The 13,364-nt window shown below is 36.4% G+C and carries 19 protein-coding genes; 15 read left to right on the plus strand and 4 right to left on the minus strand.

Translation table 11 applies throughout. The features are described from left to right. Positions 1 to 18: 18 nt before the first annotated feature. Together JKP73_RS07820 and JKP73_RS07825 are read right to left on the minus strand one after the other, a co-directional pair. Positions 19 to 342 carry a DMT family transporter gene (locus JKP73_RS07820; RefSeq protein ID WP_031335669.1) on the minus strand — a complete coding sequence of 108 codons (324 nt, stop codon included), beginning with the start codon at positions 340 to 342 and terminating at the stop codon, positions 19 to 21. Between the two features lie 15 nt (positions 343 to 357). Then, on the minus strand, positions 358 to 999 hold the full coding sequence (locus tag JKP73_RS07825) for a TetR/AcrR family transcriptional regulator (protein ID WP_306465033.1): 642 nt from the start codon (positions 997 to 999) through the stop codon (positions 358 to 360). 75 nt (positions 1,000 to 1,074) lie between these two features. On the opposite strand from JKP73_RS07825, the gene JKP73_RS07830 reads away from it, so the two are divergent. The 5 genes from JKP73_RS07830 (at position 1,075) to splB (ending at position 5,602) form a co-directional block, all read left to right on the plus strand. Further along, the gene (locus tag JKP73_RS07830; RefSeq protein ID WP_038245503.1) at positions 1,075 to 1,911 is read left to right on the plus strand and encodes a metallophosphoesterase; all 837 of its coding nucleotides are present in this window, start codon (positions 1,075 to 1,077) and stop codon (positions 1,909 to 1,911) included. Between the two features lie 194 nt (positions 1,912 to 2,105). Then, entirely contained in the window at positions 2,106 to 2,921 is an 816-nt protein-coding gene (locus tag JKP73_RS07835; RefSeq protein WP_038245498.1) for a lipid II flippase Amj family protein, read from the plus strand. Between the two features lie 76 nt (positions 2,922 to 2,997). Beyond that, a complete protein-coding gene (locus tag JKP73_RS07840; protein WP_021291902.1) occupies positions 2,998 to 4,209 on the plus strand; it encodes a DUF819 family protein in 1,212 nt (403 codons plus the stop codon). A 114-nt stretch (positions 4,210 to 4,323) separates the two neighbouring features. After that, on the plus strand, positions 4,324 to 4,581 hold the full coding sequence (locus JKP73_RS07845; RefSeq protein ID WP_021291901.1) for a transcriptional regulator SplA domain-containing protein: 258 nt from the start codon (positions 4,324 to 4,326) through the stop codon (positions 4,579 to 4,581). Then, complete coding sequence (gene splB / locus JKP73_RS07850) at positions 4,574 to 5,602, plus strand: spore photoproduct lyase (RefSeq protein ID WP_188944134.1); 1,029 nt, start codon at positions 4,574 to 4,576, stop codon at positions 5,600 to 5,602. The genes JKP73_RS07845 and splB overlap by 8 nt, the downstream gene beginning before the upstream one ends. Before the next feature lie 37 nt (positions 5,603 to 5,639). On the opposite strand, the gene JKP73_RS07855 is transcribed toward splB, so the two are convergent. Beyond that, positions 5,640 to 6,035, minus strand: coding sequence for a TIGR02328 family protein (locus JKP73_RS07855; protein WP_021291900.1), 396 nt, complete (start codon positions 6,033 to 6,035; stop codon positions 5,640 to 5,642). Positions 6,036 to 6,121: 86 nt separating this feature from the next. Between JKP73_RS07855 and JKP73_RS07860 the strand changes: the two genes are divergently transcribed. From JKP73_RS07860 to JKP73_RS07905, 10 genes are all read left to right on the plus strand, one after another. Beyond that, on the plus strand, positions 6,122 to 6,748 hold the full coding sequence (locus JKP73_RS07860) for a DUF1361 domain-containing protein (RefSeq protein WP_021291899.1): 627 nt from the start codon (positions 6,122 to 6,124) through the stop codon (positions 6,746 to 6,748). Next, positions 6,738 to 7,040: a hypothetical protein gene (locus JKP73_RS07865; protein ID WP_021291898.1), complete on the plus strand. Its 303-nt coding sequence runs from the start codon at positions 6,738 to 6,740 to the stop codon at positions 7,038 to 7,040. The genes JKP73_RS07860 and JKP73_RS07865 overlap by 11 nt, the downstream gene beginning before the upstream one ends. A gap of 83 nt (positions 7,041 to 7,123) precedes the next feature. After that, a complete protein-coding gene (locus tag JKP73_RS07870; protein ID WP_021291897.1) occupies positions 7,124 to 7,456 on the plus strand; it encodes a hypothetical protein in 333 nt (110 codons plus the stop codon). A 16-nt stretch (positions 7,457 to 7,472) separates the two neighbouring features. Further along, a complete protein-coding gene (locus JKP73_RS07875; RefSeq protein ID WP_038245492.1) occupies positions 7,473 to 7,733 on the plus strand; it encodes a metal-sensitive transcriptional regulator in 261 nt (86 codons plus the stop codon). A gap of 100 nt (positions 7,734 to 7,833) precedes the next feature. After that, the gene (locus JKP73_RS07880; RefSeq protein ID WP_021291896.1) at positions 7,834 to 8,313 is read left to right on the plus strand and encodes a DsrE/DsrF/DrsH-like family protein; all 480 of its coding nucleotides are present in this window, start codon (positions 7,834 to 7,836) and stop codon (positions 8,311 to 8,313) included. Between the two features lie 60 nt (positions 8,314 to 8,373). Continuing rightward, complete coding sequence (locus JKP73_RS07885; RefSeq protein ID WP_021291895.1) at positions 8,374 to 8,673, plus strand: rhodanese-like domain-containing protein; 300 nt, start codon at positions 8,374 to 8,376, stop codon at positions 8,671 to 8,673. 10 nt (positions 8,674 to 8,683) lie between these two features. After that, entirely contained in the window at positions 8,684 to 9,256 is a 573-nt protein-coding gene (locus JKP73_RS07890; RefSeq protein WP_021291894.1) for a sulfurtransferase TusA family protein, read from the plus strand. 154 nt (positions 9,257 to 9,410) lie between these two features. After that, positions 9,411 to 10,541 (plus strand): MBL fold metallo-hydrolase, encoded by a 1,131-nt coding sequence (locus JKP73_RS07895; RefSeq protein WP_021291892.1) that lies wholly within the window; start codon positions 9,411 to 9,413, stop codon positions 10,539 to 10,541. Positions 10,542 to 10,665: 124 nt separating this feature from the next. Further along, positions 10,666 to 10,893 (plus strand): sulfurtransferase TusA family protein, encoded by a 228-nt coding sequence (locus JKP73_RS07900; protein ID WP_038245489.1) that lies wholly within the window; start codon positions 10,666 to 10,668, stop codon positions 10,891 to 10,893. A gap of 49 nt (positions 10,894 to 10,942) precedes the next feature. After that, a complete protein-coding gene (locus JKP73_RS07905) occupies positions 10,943 to 11,728 on the plus strand; it encodes a sulfite exporter TauE/SafE family protein (RefSeq protein ID WP_021291890.1) in 786 nt (261 codons plus the stop codon). 33 nt (positions 11,729 to 11,761) lie between these two features. Here the strand turns inward: JKP73_RS07905 and JKP73_RS07910 are convergent, their stop codons facing one another. After that, positions 11,762 to 13,342: a catalase gene (locus JKP73_RS07910; RefSeq protein ID WP_021291889.1), complete on the minus strand. Its 1,581-nt coding sequence runs from the start codon at positions 13,340 to 13,342 to the stop codon at positions 11,762 to 11,764. Positions 13,343 to 13,364 lie beyond the last annotated feature (22 nt).

A 13,364-nucleotide genomic window follows, 5' to 3' on the forward strand; every position in this document is an offset into this window, starting at 1 on the left:
AAATCCTCCAATCATCCATTAGGCTCCACTGGATAGTTTTAATGAAACAACTCCTGCAATAATGCAAACCAATCCAATGAATTTTTTAAGATTAAATGTTTCTTTGTAAATCAAAATGCCGATAATCGCAGTCAATGCAGTCCCAGTTCCAGACCATAGAGCATATGTTGTACTTAATGGAAGGGCAGTTAGCGTAAGCGATAGACCATAAAAAGCTATCCCCATCCCAAAGATAACGCCTAAAGAAGGGAATAGCTTTCTGAAGCCATTGGATTGCTTCAACATCGAACTACCAAAAACTTCACCTAGCACAGCAATAATTAAGATAACAAATGGATTAATCAAAGGGATCGCCTCCTATTCAGTCATACGAAATAACTTTTCAATGACCTGTTCACGTAAATTTATATTTAAAGGCGCCATATCTAAAAGTTCCGAATAATAAAGTCCATCGATAGCAAGGCGTATAATACTTGCATCTACTGGATCTATCTTATCTTGTTCCACCTGATTTTGCATATATTGATAACCTTTAGATACACCTTCAGAAATATCAGGGTTAAGCATGGAAGTGGCCATAATCCCAACATTTAGCTTTGCATTATTATCTAAATCCCATTTGGAAACTTTGATCAATGCACGAGTCCATTTTCCCTTTTCAATTGGGTCCTCAGCTGCATACTGATTAAATAATATTGTAAATTGCTTAAAGATATAATCGGAAAGACCCTTTAATAAAGCGTCTTTATTTGGAAAATGATACAGTAATCCACCTTTACTAATCCCGGCATGATTGGCCACTGCATCTAGTGTCAGAGAATTAAAGTCGTTCTCAAGAATAAAGTCTGTTCCAGATTGTAAAATATGCTCTCGTTTTTTATCTGCTTTTGATTCCATTAGCACCTCTCCATTAACAGTGATATCTTTAAAAAGACCAACCAGACGGCTTGATTTAATTATACCGTCCAGACGGTTTTTTGTCAATAGTGATTTAAACATGTATGACTTCATCCATATATTACAAGTTACTATTCGTCATCTAGCCTTTATAATAGAACTAGGAGGGATAAGTAAATGTATATAAGTTTAGGAATCATCACATTACTAAGCTATTTCTGTTATAAAGGCTATCGTAATACAAAATCAGTGGTTGTCAATCAGATTCAAGTAACGGAAGATAGACAGACGAAGAAAACAAATCCTCTAAGCATATTACAAATTTCTGATATGCATATTGAAAATATTTCTATAACCCCAGAACATTTGCAACAGCAACTCACCTCGCACGCTATTGATATCATTGCATTAACTGGCGATTTTCTAGATCGTAAGCGCAGTATACCCAAGCTTATTCCGTATTTAAAAACGCTAAGTGAGCTAAATCCTAAATATGGTGTATATGCTGTTTTTGGTAATCATGATTATGTATTAGATGAACACAATTTTGTCCAATTAAAGAAGTTATTAAATCAATATGGCATAAAAACACTTCAAAATGAGAATGAACGAATTGATATAGAAGGACAAACAATCAATATTATTGGCATTGATAATTTTAGTACGAATCATAGTAATATTAAGAAGGCTTATGAAGGTGTGAAGGAAGGTTGCAATTTAGTATTAACGCATGATCCAAATGTGGTACTGAAAATGGATGCCTACCCTTTCGATTATTTGCTTTCTGGACATTTCCATGGCGGACAAATTCATTGGCCGAAACCGTATCATCTTCGTAAAATGGGTGAATTAGTAAAAATGAATATGGTTAAAGGGCTTCACAAACTACATGGGCGCCCATTTTATATAAGTGAGGGGTTAGGCCAGACTGGTGTCAATCTCCGTGTCGGCAGTCGACCAGAGATTACGATACATCATATGTGTGTAGATAATCAAATAAAAGAAGTCATCTAAATAAAATGCCATCAGCAACATGTAAGCTGATGGCATTTTACCCTTTCATTACTTGACACTTCCACCGTAGCAATGATCTTTCAGCAAAAATTTAAATAGAAATATTGATAGATTAGTTATACAATTACACATAGAATTCATGCGATGTTTTGCGATAAATTCAATTCATGTTGTAATTTGGGGGAGGAGTTGAAATGGGATTTATTACTGGAAATCTAATGCTTATCTTCTTGTTTATATTTATTATACATAGTATTGAAACATTAGCATATGCTGTAAGACTTTCCGGAGCGAGGGTGCGGATGATTGCCTCGGCATTAGCATTGTTTAATGTGATGGTGATCGTTTCTAGACTAGCAAATATGATGCAGCAGCCGTTTACAGGTAGCTTAATAGATACGGCGCCACATCAACATACATTGCAATTTGTTGAATACCAATATCGGATGCTGATTGGTGCATCAACCGCTGGAACAGTCGCAGGTATTCTTCTATTTCCTACGTTTATAGCCTTGTTTTCTCGGGCTATCATACATTTATCAAACGAAAAAGGGTCAATACCAGCATTAATTCGAAAAGGCATATCGGTTGAATTTTTCTTTCGCGGGATAAGGCATATGCGTTTTCCTAGAATTTCTGATATGAAAAATGTTCATCTGAAGAACATTCCCATAAAATTATTTTTTATAAATATGCTCATCACGGCCATTTATACAATCGGAGTTTTGTCAGCGTTGTATGCATCCTTGATTATTCCAGAACGAGCTACTACCGCAGTGATGGCATCTGGACTTATCAATGGCGTGGCAACCATTCTGCTTGTTATATTTGTCGATCCGAAAATATCTGTTTTAGCAGATGATGTAGTTAATCAAAAAGGCAGTTACCATACATTAAAAGGAGTATCATTAATGATGATTACTTCTAGACTATTGGGAACCTTATTTGCGCAATTCCTATTTATACCAGGAGCAAAATACGTTGCTTGGTTTACGCAGTTTATTGTGTAAATCAAGCATTAAGAAAAAGCCATTTCTAATATTATTTGAATTTTAGTACAATTAATACAGAAAAGGGGGAAAATAAATGATTACTTCTATTATTAGTTCAGAGGATACATGGTTATTATGGGCATTTATGGCAGGATGGGCTGCCGTAAGTATTTACTTAGAGCAAACCTATCAATGGGCGTCTAAGATAACAGGAGCTATTATTGCTCTTGTTGGTGCGATGATTTTAGTTAATCTTAACGTAATCCCTAGCCAAGCTCCAGCATATGATACGGTTTGGAATTATGTCATTCCGCTCGCAATTCCGTTATTACTTTTTCAAGCAAATTTAAAAAAGATTTGGAACGAAAGTGGGAAGTTACTCATGCTATTCTTAATTAGTTCCATTGGCACAGTGATAGGTGGTTTTATAGCTTATTTTTCGATGCATCAATGGATACCTGAGGCAGCAAAAGTTACTGGTATGGAAACAGGCTCCTATACAGGTGGTGGTGTTAATTTTGCAGCGCTATCGGCAAAATTGAATGTTCCGGGAGAATTGGCTTCATCTGCAATTGTGGCGGATAATATATTAATGGCACTTTATTTTTTTGTTTTGATTTTAATGCCTACGTTAGCTTTTTTTCGGAGAAACTATCCAACACCATATATTGATGAGATGGAACAGAAAACAAAACAAACAAAGGGGAATGTTGGGGAGTATTGGAAAAGAAAGGATATATCACTTAAAGATATTGCCTTTGCAATTGGCTCGGCTTTTGCTCTCGTTGCAATTTCATTTAAACTTGCAGAAGTAATAGATGGATTGATTCCTGCTGGAGAAGAAGTTCATTTCTTGTTTAATTTGTTAAACGGCTTATTTGGAGATGGCTATTTGTTGTTAACGACAATTACTGTAATTGTTGTAACCGTTTTTAATCGTTTCTTCGAGCGAATACATGGAGCACAAGAACTTGGTACCTACTTCATTTATATTTTCTTTGTTGTCATTGGGGTACCAGCATCTCTGCCATTGTTAATCAGCAATGCACCATTGTTACTATTGTTTTTAGCTATTATGGTTTTGTTTAACATGTTGGTTACATTTACGATAGGTAAGCTTTTCAAATTTAGCTTAGAAGAAATGATCGTTGCAAGCAATGCAAACATAGGTGGACCAACCACAGCAGCTGCTTTTGCTATCGCTAAAGGCTGGACGAAGTTAATTGTACCAATTATGTTAGTTGGAACATTAGGGTATGTAATTGGAAATTATTTAGGAAGTATGGTGTATTACTTCTTACAATAGTTGGAATGACAAACTGGTCTAGTTAAGCATTGATGGTATGTTTCTTATTTTAAGTTATAAAGTAGTCATACTTGAGCATAATGAGGGTAAACAATCAGGAAGTAAGGTGATTTTATGGATATCAATGATACGTTTCAACCAGGTGAGGTTGTTTACGTTATTATTCGAAACCCACATGCACAAGGTGTAGCGCAGGTCCAACAAGCAGCTGTAGTCGAAAATCCTGAACAACCACAAGATTTAGCGTTATTTTTATATGAAACATATTACCCGCTAACGGATGAAGTGGCTGTCTATAAAACTGCTGATGAAGCTGAAGAGGCATATCAAGCCGCATTTGGATTGCCGGAGCAAGAGGATTATCATGGTTAAGCCTTTTGTGCCGCAACTCGTATATGTAGAACCAAAAGCTTTAGATTATCCGCTCGGAAAAAAATTAATTACTAAATTTGAAGACATGGGGATCGAAATTAGAGAAACGACTTCGCATAATCAAGTTCGGAATTTGCCTGGAGATAATCATTTTCAAAAATACCGGGTTGCTAAGTCAACATTGGTTCTTGGGCTTCGAAAAACATTAAAGTTCGATACTTCAAAGCCATCTGCTGAATATGCTATTCCATTTGCTACTGGTTGTATGGGCCATTGCCACTACTGTTATCTGCAAACAACAATGGGAAGCAAACCATATATTCGTTCTTATGTTAATGTGGATGAGATATTTGATGCTGCAGAACAATATATGAGTGAACGAGCTCCGGAAATTACACGTTTTGAGGCTTCGTGTACATCAGATATTGTTGGTGTAGATCATTTAACGCATACATTAAAACATGCTATTGAATACTTTGGAAAATCAGAACACGGACGCTTACGATTTGTAACGAAGTTTACTCATGTTGATCATTTATTAGATGCAGAGCATAATGGTCGAACACGTTTCCGTTTTAGTATTAATGATGACTATATTATTAAATATTTTGAGCCTGGTACATCAAGGTTGAATGAGCGAATTGAGGCAGCTGTTAAGGTGGCTGAGGCAGGTTACCCGCTAGGGTTTATTGTAGCACCAATTTATTTACATGAAGGTTGGAAACAAGGATATCATGAGATGTTTGAAAAGCTAGAAGCTGCTTTGTCAGAAAAGACAAAGAAAGATCTTACGTTTGAAATGATTCAACATCGCTTTACGAAGCCAGCTAAGCGAGTTATTCAAGAGAATTACCCAATGACCAAATTGGAATTAGATGAATCAAAGCGGAAGTGGAAATGGGGCAGGTACGGAATTGGGAAATACATATATAAAGATAATGAACAGGAAGATATAAAAGATACACTTGGTGGATATATTAATCGGTATTTTCCCAATTCCAAAATTGAATATTTTACGTAATAAAATTGCCCGATACATCTTAGAGTATCGGGCAATTTCACTCGTTACTATCAACTACAATTCCCTTCTCATGCAAGTTTTCCAAACAGGTTTGTAAATAAGCTTCATTATGTTCTGGATAAAAAGGAAATTCATGAATTGAATACCTATGATCATGCATATAAAGTGTTTCGCTTGAATGCGGTTCACTAATTTTTCCGCGATAATAGGGATCTTCCCAAAGTGAATCTACATGATAACCTCGTTCTTTCATTTCATCCATAATATGCTGATGATAGAGGTAAAGTCGATACGGAGAATAATTGAATACATAATTTACAATAGAATGTTTCTTTCCCCAGCCATTTCCTCGTAGTGCACAACACTCACGATGCTGGCCTAATAATTGTTGTCTTGGTAATACAGGTATTAATTTTTCGTGCCAAAGTCGCATGGTCATCCTTCCTTTTTTGCGATTTATTTCTTTACATTGTAATATAGGTGAATATAGAAATGCTACGATTAGTAAGGAGTATTTATATGAATGAACGAACGAAAGCGCGTATAAGTTTCTTTATATATATTGGTTTATTAATAGTGTTTGATACATCTTACTCGTTTATGATCTTGAATTTGTTCTTAGCTTTTGCTGCACTTGAGTTATCCTTTTTATTGAGGCTATTTCACGTACAAAACAAACGGGAAATTCCAATGAGTGTTTTGTTTTTTATTGTGTTTCTTTTGCTCTCACCAAATGCCATTTATGTCGTAACCGATTTGATTCATTTAAATGTGTTTGCATTCGATTTTAAGGAGGGACTACAATTAAATGAGTGGTGGAACTTCACGATTTTGGTTTCGGGGGTAATTTTAGCGATATATTATTATGTAAATATGATAAAACAAGTTTACTTTTACAGTAATGATATCACAAGTGCAAAATGGTTATTCTTCGTATTTATACTTTTATCAAGCATAGGTGTCTTTATTGGCAGATTCTTACGCTTCCATTCTATTCATCTCTTTACCGAACCAGTAACTCTAATCGTACGTTTCATAGAAGCGATTGATTTTTCAGCTGTACTTTTTATTAGTTGGATGAGTATATTGCAATTCCTAATTTGTTGGCTTTTTTTGGATGGAACAGGTGAAGCACATGATAAATGATCTACAATTATATCTTACTACAGGATTTATTCTTTTATTTGTATCACAATGTTATATTACCTATATACTTTACCAACAACAACATTCGAAGTTATGGTTTTTCATTGGAATGATGCTTCCCCTTGGCATGAATCTTTATATCTACCAGATTTGTTACATTGAAAAACAGGTAGATAATGATTTTGGTCAATTAACAGGAAAAGAAAGGAAGCAATTACGAAAAGCCTATCTCTTCGTTTTGGCTCAATATTTAGTGCTTTTTGCTTTATTTGGTGGATATGTTACTCCATAATAGAAAAAGTGAGTTATTAACAGTTGACAATATACCTATAGGGGTATAATATATGGTTGTAGTTACTATTCAAGGAGGGCAATATGTACGTAGCTCTAATTATTATTGTTAGTCTGTTCATTTTCTTTTTGTATAGAAGATATATACCTGTATTTGGCATTCAGAAAATAAACCTTCATCCGTTATCGAATAGCGTTTCATATACAATTGTTGATACAAGGGATTATCAAATTTCATCACAAGATAAGATCGATGATGCTTGCTGTCTCCCAATTCCATACTTGCATCGACATTATAATGATTTGCCCAATTGCAATTTAATTATTGTTGCCAAAGATCATGTAGATAAAAATTTGAGTTCTCGGATTCTACGGAAGAAAGGCAAGCATATTATTGGTTATCATTTAAAAAAATAGACAAGGAGAGTGGCTTATGAAATATGATGATCATCTTAAAAACAGATTGAAACGAATGCAAGGGCAAGTTAATGGTTTGATTAAAATGATGGAAGATGAGAAAGACTGTCGGGAGATTGTAACGCAGATGTCAGCGGTCAGAAGTGCGATTGATCGAACAGCTGCGCTGGTTGTCAGTAAAAATCTCGAACAATGTATAAGAGATGAAAAAGAGAGTGGAGAAAGTTCGGAGGCGCTTATTCAAGAAGCAGTTGAACTTCTTGTCAAAAGCAGATAATAAATGAACTACAATAGGATGAAAATGGGTTGTATAACCCTATTTTTAAAACAAATTATAATACCCATAGGGGTAACTGTATAATGGAGGAGGATTCAAAATGACAGAAACCAAGAAAACGACAATTGTATTATTTAGCGGCGATTATGACAAAGCTATGGCAGCTTATATTATTGCAAATGGTGCTGCTGCTTACGATCACGAGGTGACAATTTTTCATACTTTTTGGGGGCTTAATGCGCTGCGGAAAGAAAATCAAGCACCAGTTAAAAAAGGTTTTTTAGAAAGCATGTTTGGAAAAATGATGCCCAAAGGAACTGATAAAATGGGATTGTCAAAAATGAACTATTTGGGAATGGGACCAAAAATGATTAAAAGCGTCATGAAGAAGCACCATGCCATGCCACTCCCTCAGCTTGTTGAAATGGCTCAGGAGCAAAACGTAAAATTAATAGCTTGTACAATGACGATGGATTTACTTGGACTCCAAAAGGAAGAATTACTTGACGACATAACGTATGGAGGGGTTGCTGCCTATATTGGGGATGCAGAAGATGGTAATGTAAATCTTTTTATATAATTTTTTGTTTTATATTATACCTATACGGGTATATGTTGATGGAAGTTAGGAGGAAATATGATGAATGAAATTACAACCGATGAATTAGCTAAAAAGCTAAATAGTGGAGAAAAGCTAAGCATTATTGATGTTCGTGAAAATGAAGAGGTAGCCGAAGGGAAGATTCCTGGTGCAACACACATTAAATTAGGGGAAATACCTGATCGGCTAAATGAACTAGATTTAGCAGAGCATCAGTATATGGTCTGTCGCTCCGGTGGTAGAAGTGCGAAAGCTGCTGCATTTTTAGCAGAAAAGGGTTATAAGGTGACAAATGTTGCTGGTGGCATGTTGGATTGGAAAGAAGAAGTAGAAAAATAGGAGGCCCAAAATGAGTATACAAGCAAATAAAGTACTAGATGCTAAAGGACTGGCTTGCCCCATGCCAATTGTGAAAACAAAAAAAGCAATTAAGGATTTGGAACCCGGTCATGTAATTGAAGTTCAAGCAACAGACAAAGGCTCGACAGCTGATATTGAAGCTTGGGCAGAAAGTACAGGTCATCACTATTTAGGTACGGTCGAAGAAGAAGATGGTTTAAAACATTACTTGCGTAAAGCGAGCGACGTTGAGTCTCGAGGAGAAAATAACCATCAGAAGGTAGTCAATCTTGATCATTTACAGCAAAAATTAGATGGGCATGCATCCGTGGTTATTCTTGATGTTCGAGAACCCGCTGAATTTGCATTCGGTCATATCCCAGATGCTATTAATATTCCTTTGGGTGAACTATCTGATCGGATGGATGAATTAAATAAGAATGAACAGATATATGTCATATGTCGTACAGGGAATCGAAGTGATTTAGCTGCTAAAAAATTAAGCGAAGAGGGATATGACCATGTAACGAATGTCGTACCTGGGATGAACGCTTGGGAGGGTACTGTTGAAGAACAAAAATAGGAAGCGTAAATGATGTCAATCACAGCAATAATAGCAGCAAATGGAAGTCCTGTTTGATGCTTATAAAGTATTTAAATGGCACTGCAGCATCAATTATTGATTATGCCAAAGCTGCCAATATCTCATTATCATTTGAAGTAGGAGGGAGATAAACATGGCACAAACCATGTCAACAACAGAGTTAGCTGAAAAAATCATTAATTATGAAGAAACGACGATTTTAGATGTTCGGAATACAGAGGAGTTTGATGATTGGAAAATTGAAGGTGGCAATGTTGAAATCATTAACGAACCTTATTTTAATTTATTAGATGGTGTTGAATCCATCGGTGATAAATTAGATAAAGACAAGGAAATTATTGTTGTCTGTGCGAAGGGGGGTTCATCAGAAATGATTGCTGATCTTTTAGAAGAAGCAGGATTTACGAATGTGTATAGTTTAGAAGGTGGTATGAAAGCCTGGAGTGAACACTTAGAGCCAGTTAAAATTGCCGATCTAAAGGATGGCGGAGAATTATATCAATTTGTACGTCTCGGTAAAGGCTGCCTTTCTTATTTTGTAGAATCGAATGGAGAAGCAGCAGTAATTGACCCTGCTAGAATGATCGATGTATATATAAGATTTGCTGAAGAAAAAGGGGTACAAATTAAACACGTACTTGATACCCATTTGCATGCGGATCATATATCAGGAGGAAGAAAGTTAGCTGAAGAGACAGCAGGATCTTATTATCTACCTCCAAAAGACGCAACGGAGGTTACATTTAATTATCAACCTCTTCAAGAAGGCAATGATATTATGGTTGGCAATACCCAAGTAAGTGTTCAGCCTGTATATTCACCGGGTCATACAATAGGAAGTACCTCATTTATTATCGATGATGCTTACCTATTAACTGGAGATATTTTATTCGTGAAATCAATTGGTCGGCCGGATCTCGCAGGATTCGCAGAAGACTGGGTTGGGGATTTACGTGAAACACTTTACTCAAGATATAAAGACCTATCAAAAGAATTAATTGCATTACCCGCCCATTATACTTTTGCAGAAGAATTAGGGAAAGGTGGACAAGTAAGTGCCCGTCTAGGAGATCTTTATGAAAAGAATACCGGTTTACAAGTGGAGAATGAAAATGACTTCCGTAAAATGGTTACAGAAAATCTACCGCCACAGCCGAATGATTATCAGGCTATTCGAGAAACAAACATGGGGAAAATCAATCCCGAGCATGAAAAACAGAAAGAAATGGAGACAGGTCCTAACCGTTGTGCGGTAGAAGGCTAAAATGAAAATTTTTACCACTGTCGAGGTATATACAAACTAAGCGAAGCTCCTTCATATACTCAAATAATTGAAGTGAAGGTCTTACAATAGTGCTATGATAGATAATTTAAAGGAGGAAATAAAGATGGAGTCAACTAAAATATTAGATGCAAAAGGTTTGGCATGCCCAATGCCAATTGTTCGAACAAAGAAAGCAATGCAAGAATTGAATGTTGGTGATGTATTAGAGGTTCATGCAACAGATCAAGGTGCAAAAAGTGATTTAACTGCTTGGGCAAAAGCAGGTGGTCATGAATTATTACAAGACACAGAAGAAGATGCGGTATTAAAATTTTGGATAAAAAAAGGATAAGGGCGGCTCACTTAGGTGAGCCCCTTATATGTTAAGGGGGGAGAAAAGAATGGAATATAGTCTATTATTTATGATAACTATTTTTCTCATTGGCTTTATCGGTTCATTTATTTCGGGAATGGTTGGTATTGGAGGCTCAATCATTAAATATCCGATGCTTTTATATATCCCTGGATTCGTAGGACTAACGGCATTTACGGCACATGAAGTAGCCGGAATCAGTGCGGTACAAGTATTATTTGCTACGATAGGTGGTGTATGGGCATATCGTAAAGGTGGGTATTTAAATGTATCACTGATTCTTTATATGGGGATAAGCATTTTAATTGGCAGCTTTATAGGTGGATACGGATCACAATTTTTGCCTGATAGTGGGGTTAATTTAATTTATGGTGTGCTTGCGACACTTGCAGCTATCATGATGTTTGTACCGAAGAAAGGGATCGATGACATTCCGATGGACCAAGTTATATTTAACAAATGGCTGGCAGCATTGCTTGCTTTGTTTGTTGGAATAGGAGCGGGGATTGTTGGTGCTGCTGGCGCCTTTATTTTGGTTCCAATTATGCTCCTTGTGCTTAAAATACCAACTCGGATGACAATAGCAACTTCACTAGCTGTCACATTCATTTCATCGATAGGAGCAACAACAGGAAAACTATTAACCGGTCAGGTTTTATTTATACCAGCGATTATTATGATTGTTGCAAGTTTAATTGCTTCCCCATTAGGAGCTAATCTTGGGAAAAAAGTAAATACAAAATTATTGCAATGGTTCCTTGCATTGCTGATTTTAGGAACAGCAATTAAGATTTGGTTGGATATTTTACTGTGAAACTATCAACCTATTTATTATTGGAAAGACCCTTTATTCTTCAAAGGGCCTTTTTGATTGCATGTGTATTTGTCTATTCACTCGATTTTCTAATTCAGGAGAAGCTTTAGATAGATAGTTCAAAACAATTCTTCTAGTAGAAAAAGATATACCAGCAAGATCAGCAGCCAAATTGTTTACTAAATGCTCTTGCTGTATTGCAGAAAGCGATTGATAATAATCACCAGCTTGAGAAAAATCATCTTGCTTCAGAATATCCGACCTTACGAGTTTCCCCTCTACATATCTTCCCTTGCCACTTGTAATAAGATTGCCTGGCCACCAATCCTTCTGATGATTGACCGGTACATCTCGGAAGTTAGGTCCAATTCGTCTACGTTGCGAGTCCCAATAGATATTAGCGCGTCCTTGTAACATTTTATCATCCGATAATTCTGCTCCTTCTAGGAGATTGGAAGGAGAAAAAGAAATTTTTTCCACTTGTTCCATATAATTATCTGGATTACGATTTAAGACCATTTTTCCAATAGGTAGTAATGGGTATTCTTGTTCATTCCAAACCTTGGTATCATCTAGTGGATCAAAGCTGAGGTTAGCAGTGTCATCAGGATCCATAAGTTGAACGTATAATCCATATTGAACGGTCTTCCCGGCAGCGAGCGTATTGTACAAATCTTCTCCAGCAATATCTGGTTTTTCTCCAGCTAATTTTGTTGCTTCCTGGCTATTTATATACTCTACTCCCTCAAAAGGAATCCAATGGTATTTCAAGAAACGACGAACTCCCTGGGCATTTCTCCATACGTACGTATTTACGCTATGACCAGGTATATGACGAAAGCTTTTCACTGTTCCTGCATCAGAATAGATTCGTACAACAAAATGTATGGATTCAGGAGCTCTCGCGACGAAACTCCAGAATCTTTCAGGATCGATGAGATTATTTTTAGGGGAGGGTAAGAAAGCCTTGATGGATTCTGGGAAACGGATAGCATCTCGTACAGAGAATACAGGAATGTGATTACAGATTAAATCAAATATACCTTCATCTGTATAAAACTTTGTGGAAAATCCGCGTACATTACGGGATGTATCTGGTGTACCTTTTGTGCTTACAGCAAGCGAAAATCGAACAGCAACTGGAACTTTTATCCCTGATTTTTGTAAGAATGGCAGCTTGGTATACGCAGACATAGGATGCATCGTTTCAAAATAACCAAATGCTCCAAATCCTTTAACATGTACTGGTCTTTCGATAATTTTTTCGTGCACAAATGATTCCAATGTTTCATGTAAAATATTATCTTGTTCTAAGACAGGTCCCTGTTTACCGACGGTTTGTGAATGTAATTCGGCAGGTATATCTTCTGCCCACTTTAAGTGATCCCGATTATCTGCTGATTCATTTTTCTTGGTTTGCTTCAGTAGTGGTTGTTGAGGAGTTGTTTTACGGTTTTCTGTTTTTTTATTGCCAGGTATTTTTTGTCCGCTTGATTTTTCTTCAGCGTGAGCTGAAGCTGTTTCATTGATCCAGATTTTTGCGTTAGGCGATGTATGATTCGAGTTATTTCTCTCAGCTTGTGTTTGAGGTGTTTCTTCATGATGTTCATGCATACCGTTACCTCCATGTATCTGT

Source organism: Virgibacillus salexigens (assembly GCF_014905415.1).
Taxonomy (GTDB): Bacteria; Bacillota; Bacilli; order Bacillales; family Amphibacillaceae; genus Virgibacillus; species Virgibacillus salexigens.

Bases quoted from the DNA above. Each gene is read 5' to 3' on its own strand.
- JKP73_RS07825 (WP_306465033.1), bottom strand. From the start codon at position 999: ATGTTTAAATCACTATTGACAAAAAACCGTCTGGACGGTATAATTAAA.
- JKP73_RS07830 (WP_038245503.1), top strand. From the start codon at position 1,075: ATGTATATAAGTTTAGGAATCATCACATTACTAAGCTATTTCTGTTAT.
- JKP73_RS07835 (WP_038245498.1), top strand. From the start codon at position 2,106: ATGGGATTTATTACTGGAAATCTAATGCTTATCTTCTTGTTTATATTT.
- JKP73_RS07860 (WP_021291899.1), top strand. From the start codon at position 6,122: ATGAATGAACGAACGAAAGCGCGTATAAGTTTCTTTATATATATTGGT.
- JKP73_RS07885 (WP_021291895.1), top strand. From the start codon at position 8,374: ATGAATGAAATTACAACCGATGAATTAGCTAAAAAGCTAAATAGTGGA.
- JKP73_RS07870 (WP_021291897.1), top strand. From the start codon at position 7,124: ATGTACGTAGCTCTAATTATTATTGTTAGTCTGTTCATTTTCTTTTTG.
- JKP73_RS07880 (WP_021291896.1), top strand. From the start codon at position 7,834: ATGACAGAAACCAAGAAAACGACAATTGTATTATTTAGCGGCGATTAT.
- JKP73_RS07900 (WP_038245489.1), top strand. From the start codon at position 10,666: ATGGAGTCAACTAAAATATTAGATGCAAAAGGTTTGGCATGCCCAATG.
- JKP73_RS07890 (WP_021291894.1), top strand. From the start codon at position 8,684: ATGAGTATACAAGCAAATAAAGTACTAGATGCTAAAGGACTGGCTTGC.
- splB (WP_188944134.1), top strand. From the start codon at position 4,574: ATGGTTAAGCCTTTTGTGCCGCAACTCGTATATGTAGAACCAAAAGCT.
- JKP73_RS07840 (WP_021291902.1), top strand. From the start codon at position 2,998: ATGATTACTTCTATTATTAGTTCAGAGGATACATGGTTATTATGGGCA.
- JKP73_RS07865 (WP_021291898.1), top strand. From the start codon at position 6,738: ATGATAAATGATCTACAATTATATCTTACTACAGGATTTATTCTTTTA.
- JKP73_RS07895 (WP_021291892.1), top strand. From the start codon at position 9,411: ATGGCACAAACCATGTCAACAACAGAGTTAGCTGAAAAAATCATTAAT.
- JKP73_RS07845 (WP_021291901.1), top strand. From the start codon at position 4,324: ATGGATATCAATGATACGTTTCAACCAGGTGAGGTTGTTTACGTTATT.
- JKP73_RS07910 (WP_021291889.1), bottom strand. From the start codon at position 13,342: ATGCATGAACATCATGAAGAAACACCTCAAACACAAGCTGAGAGAAAT.
- JKP73_RS07875 (WP_038245492.1), top strand. From the start codon at position 7,473: ATGAAATATGATGATCATCTTAAAAACAGATTGAAACGAATGCAAGGG.
- JKP73_RS07855 (WP_021291900.1), bottom strand. From the start codon at position 6,035: ATGCGACTTTGGCACGAAAAATTAATACCTGTATTACCAAGACAACAA.
- JKP73_RS07905 (WP_021291890.1), top strand. From the start codon at position 10,943: ATGGAATATAGTCTATTATTTATGATAACTATTTTTCTCATTGGCTTT.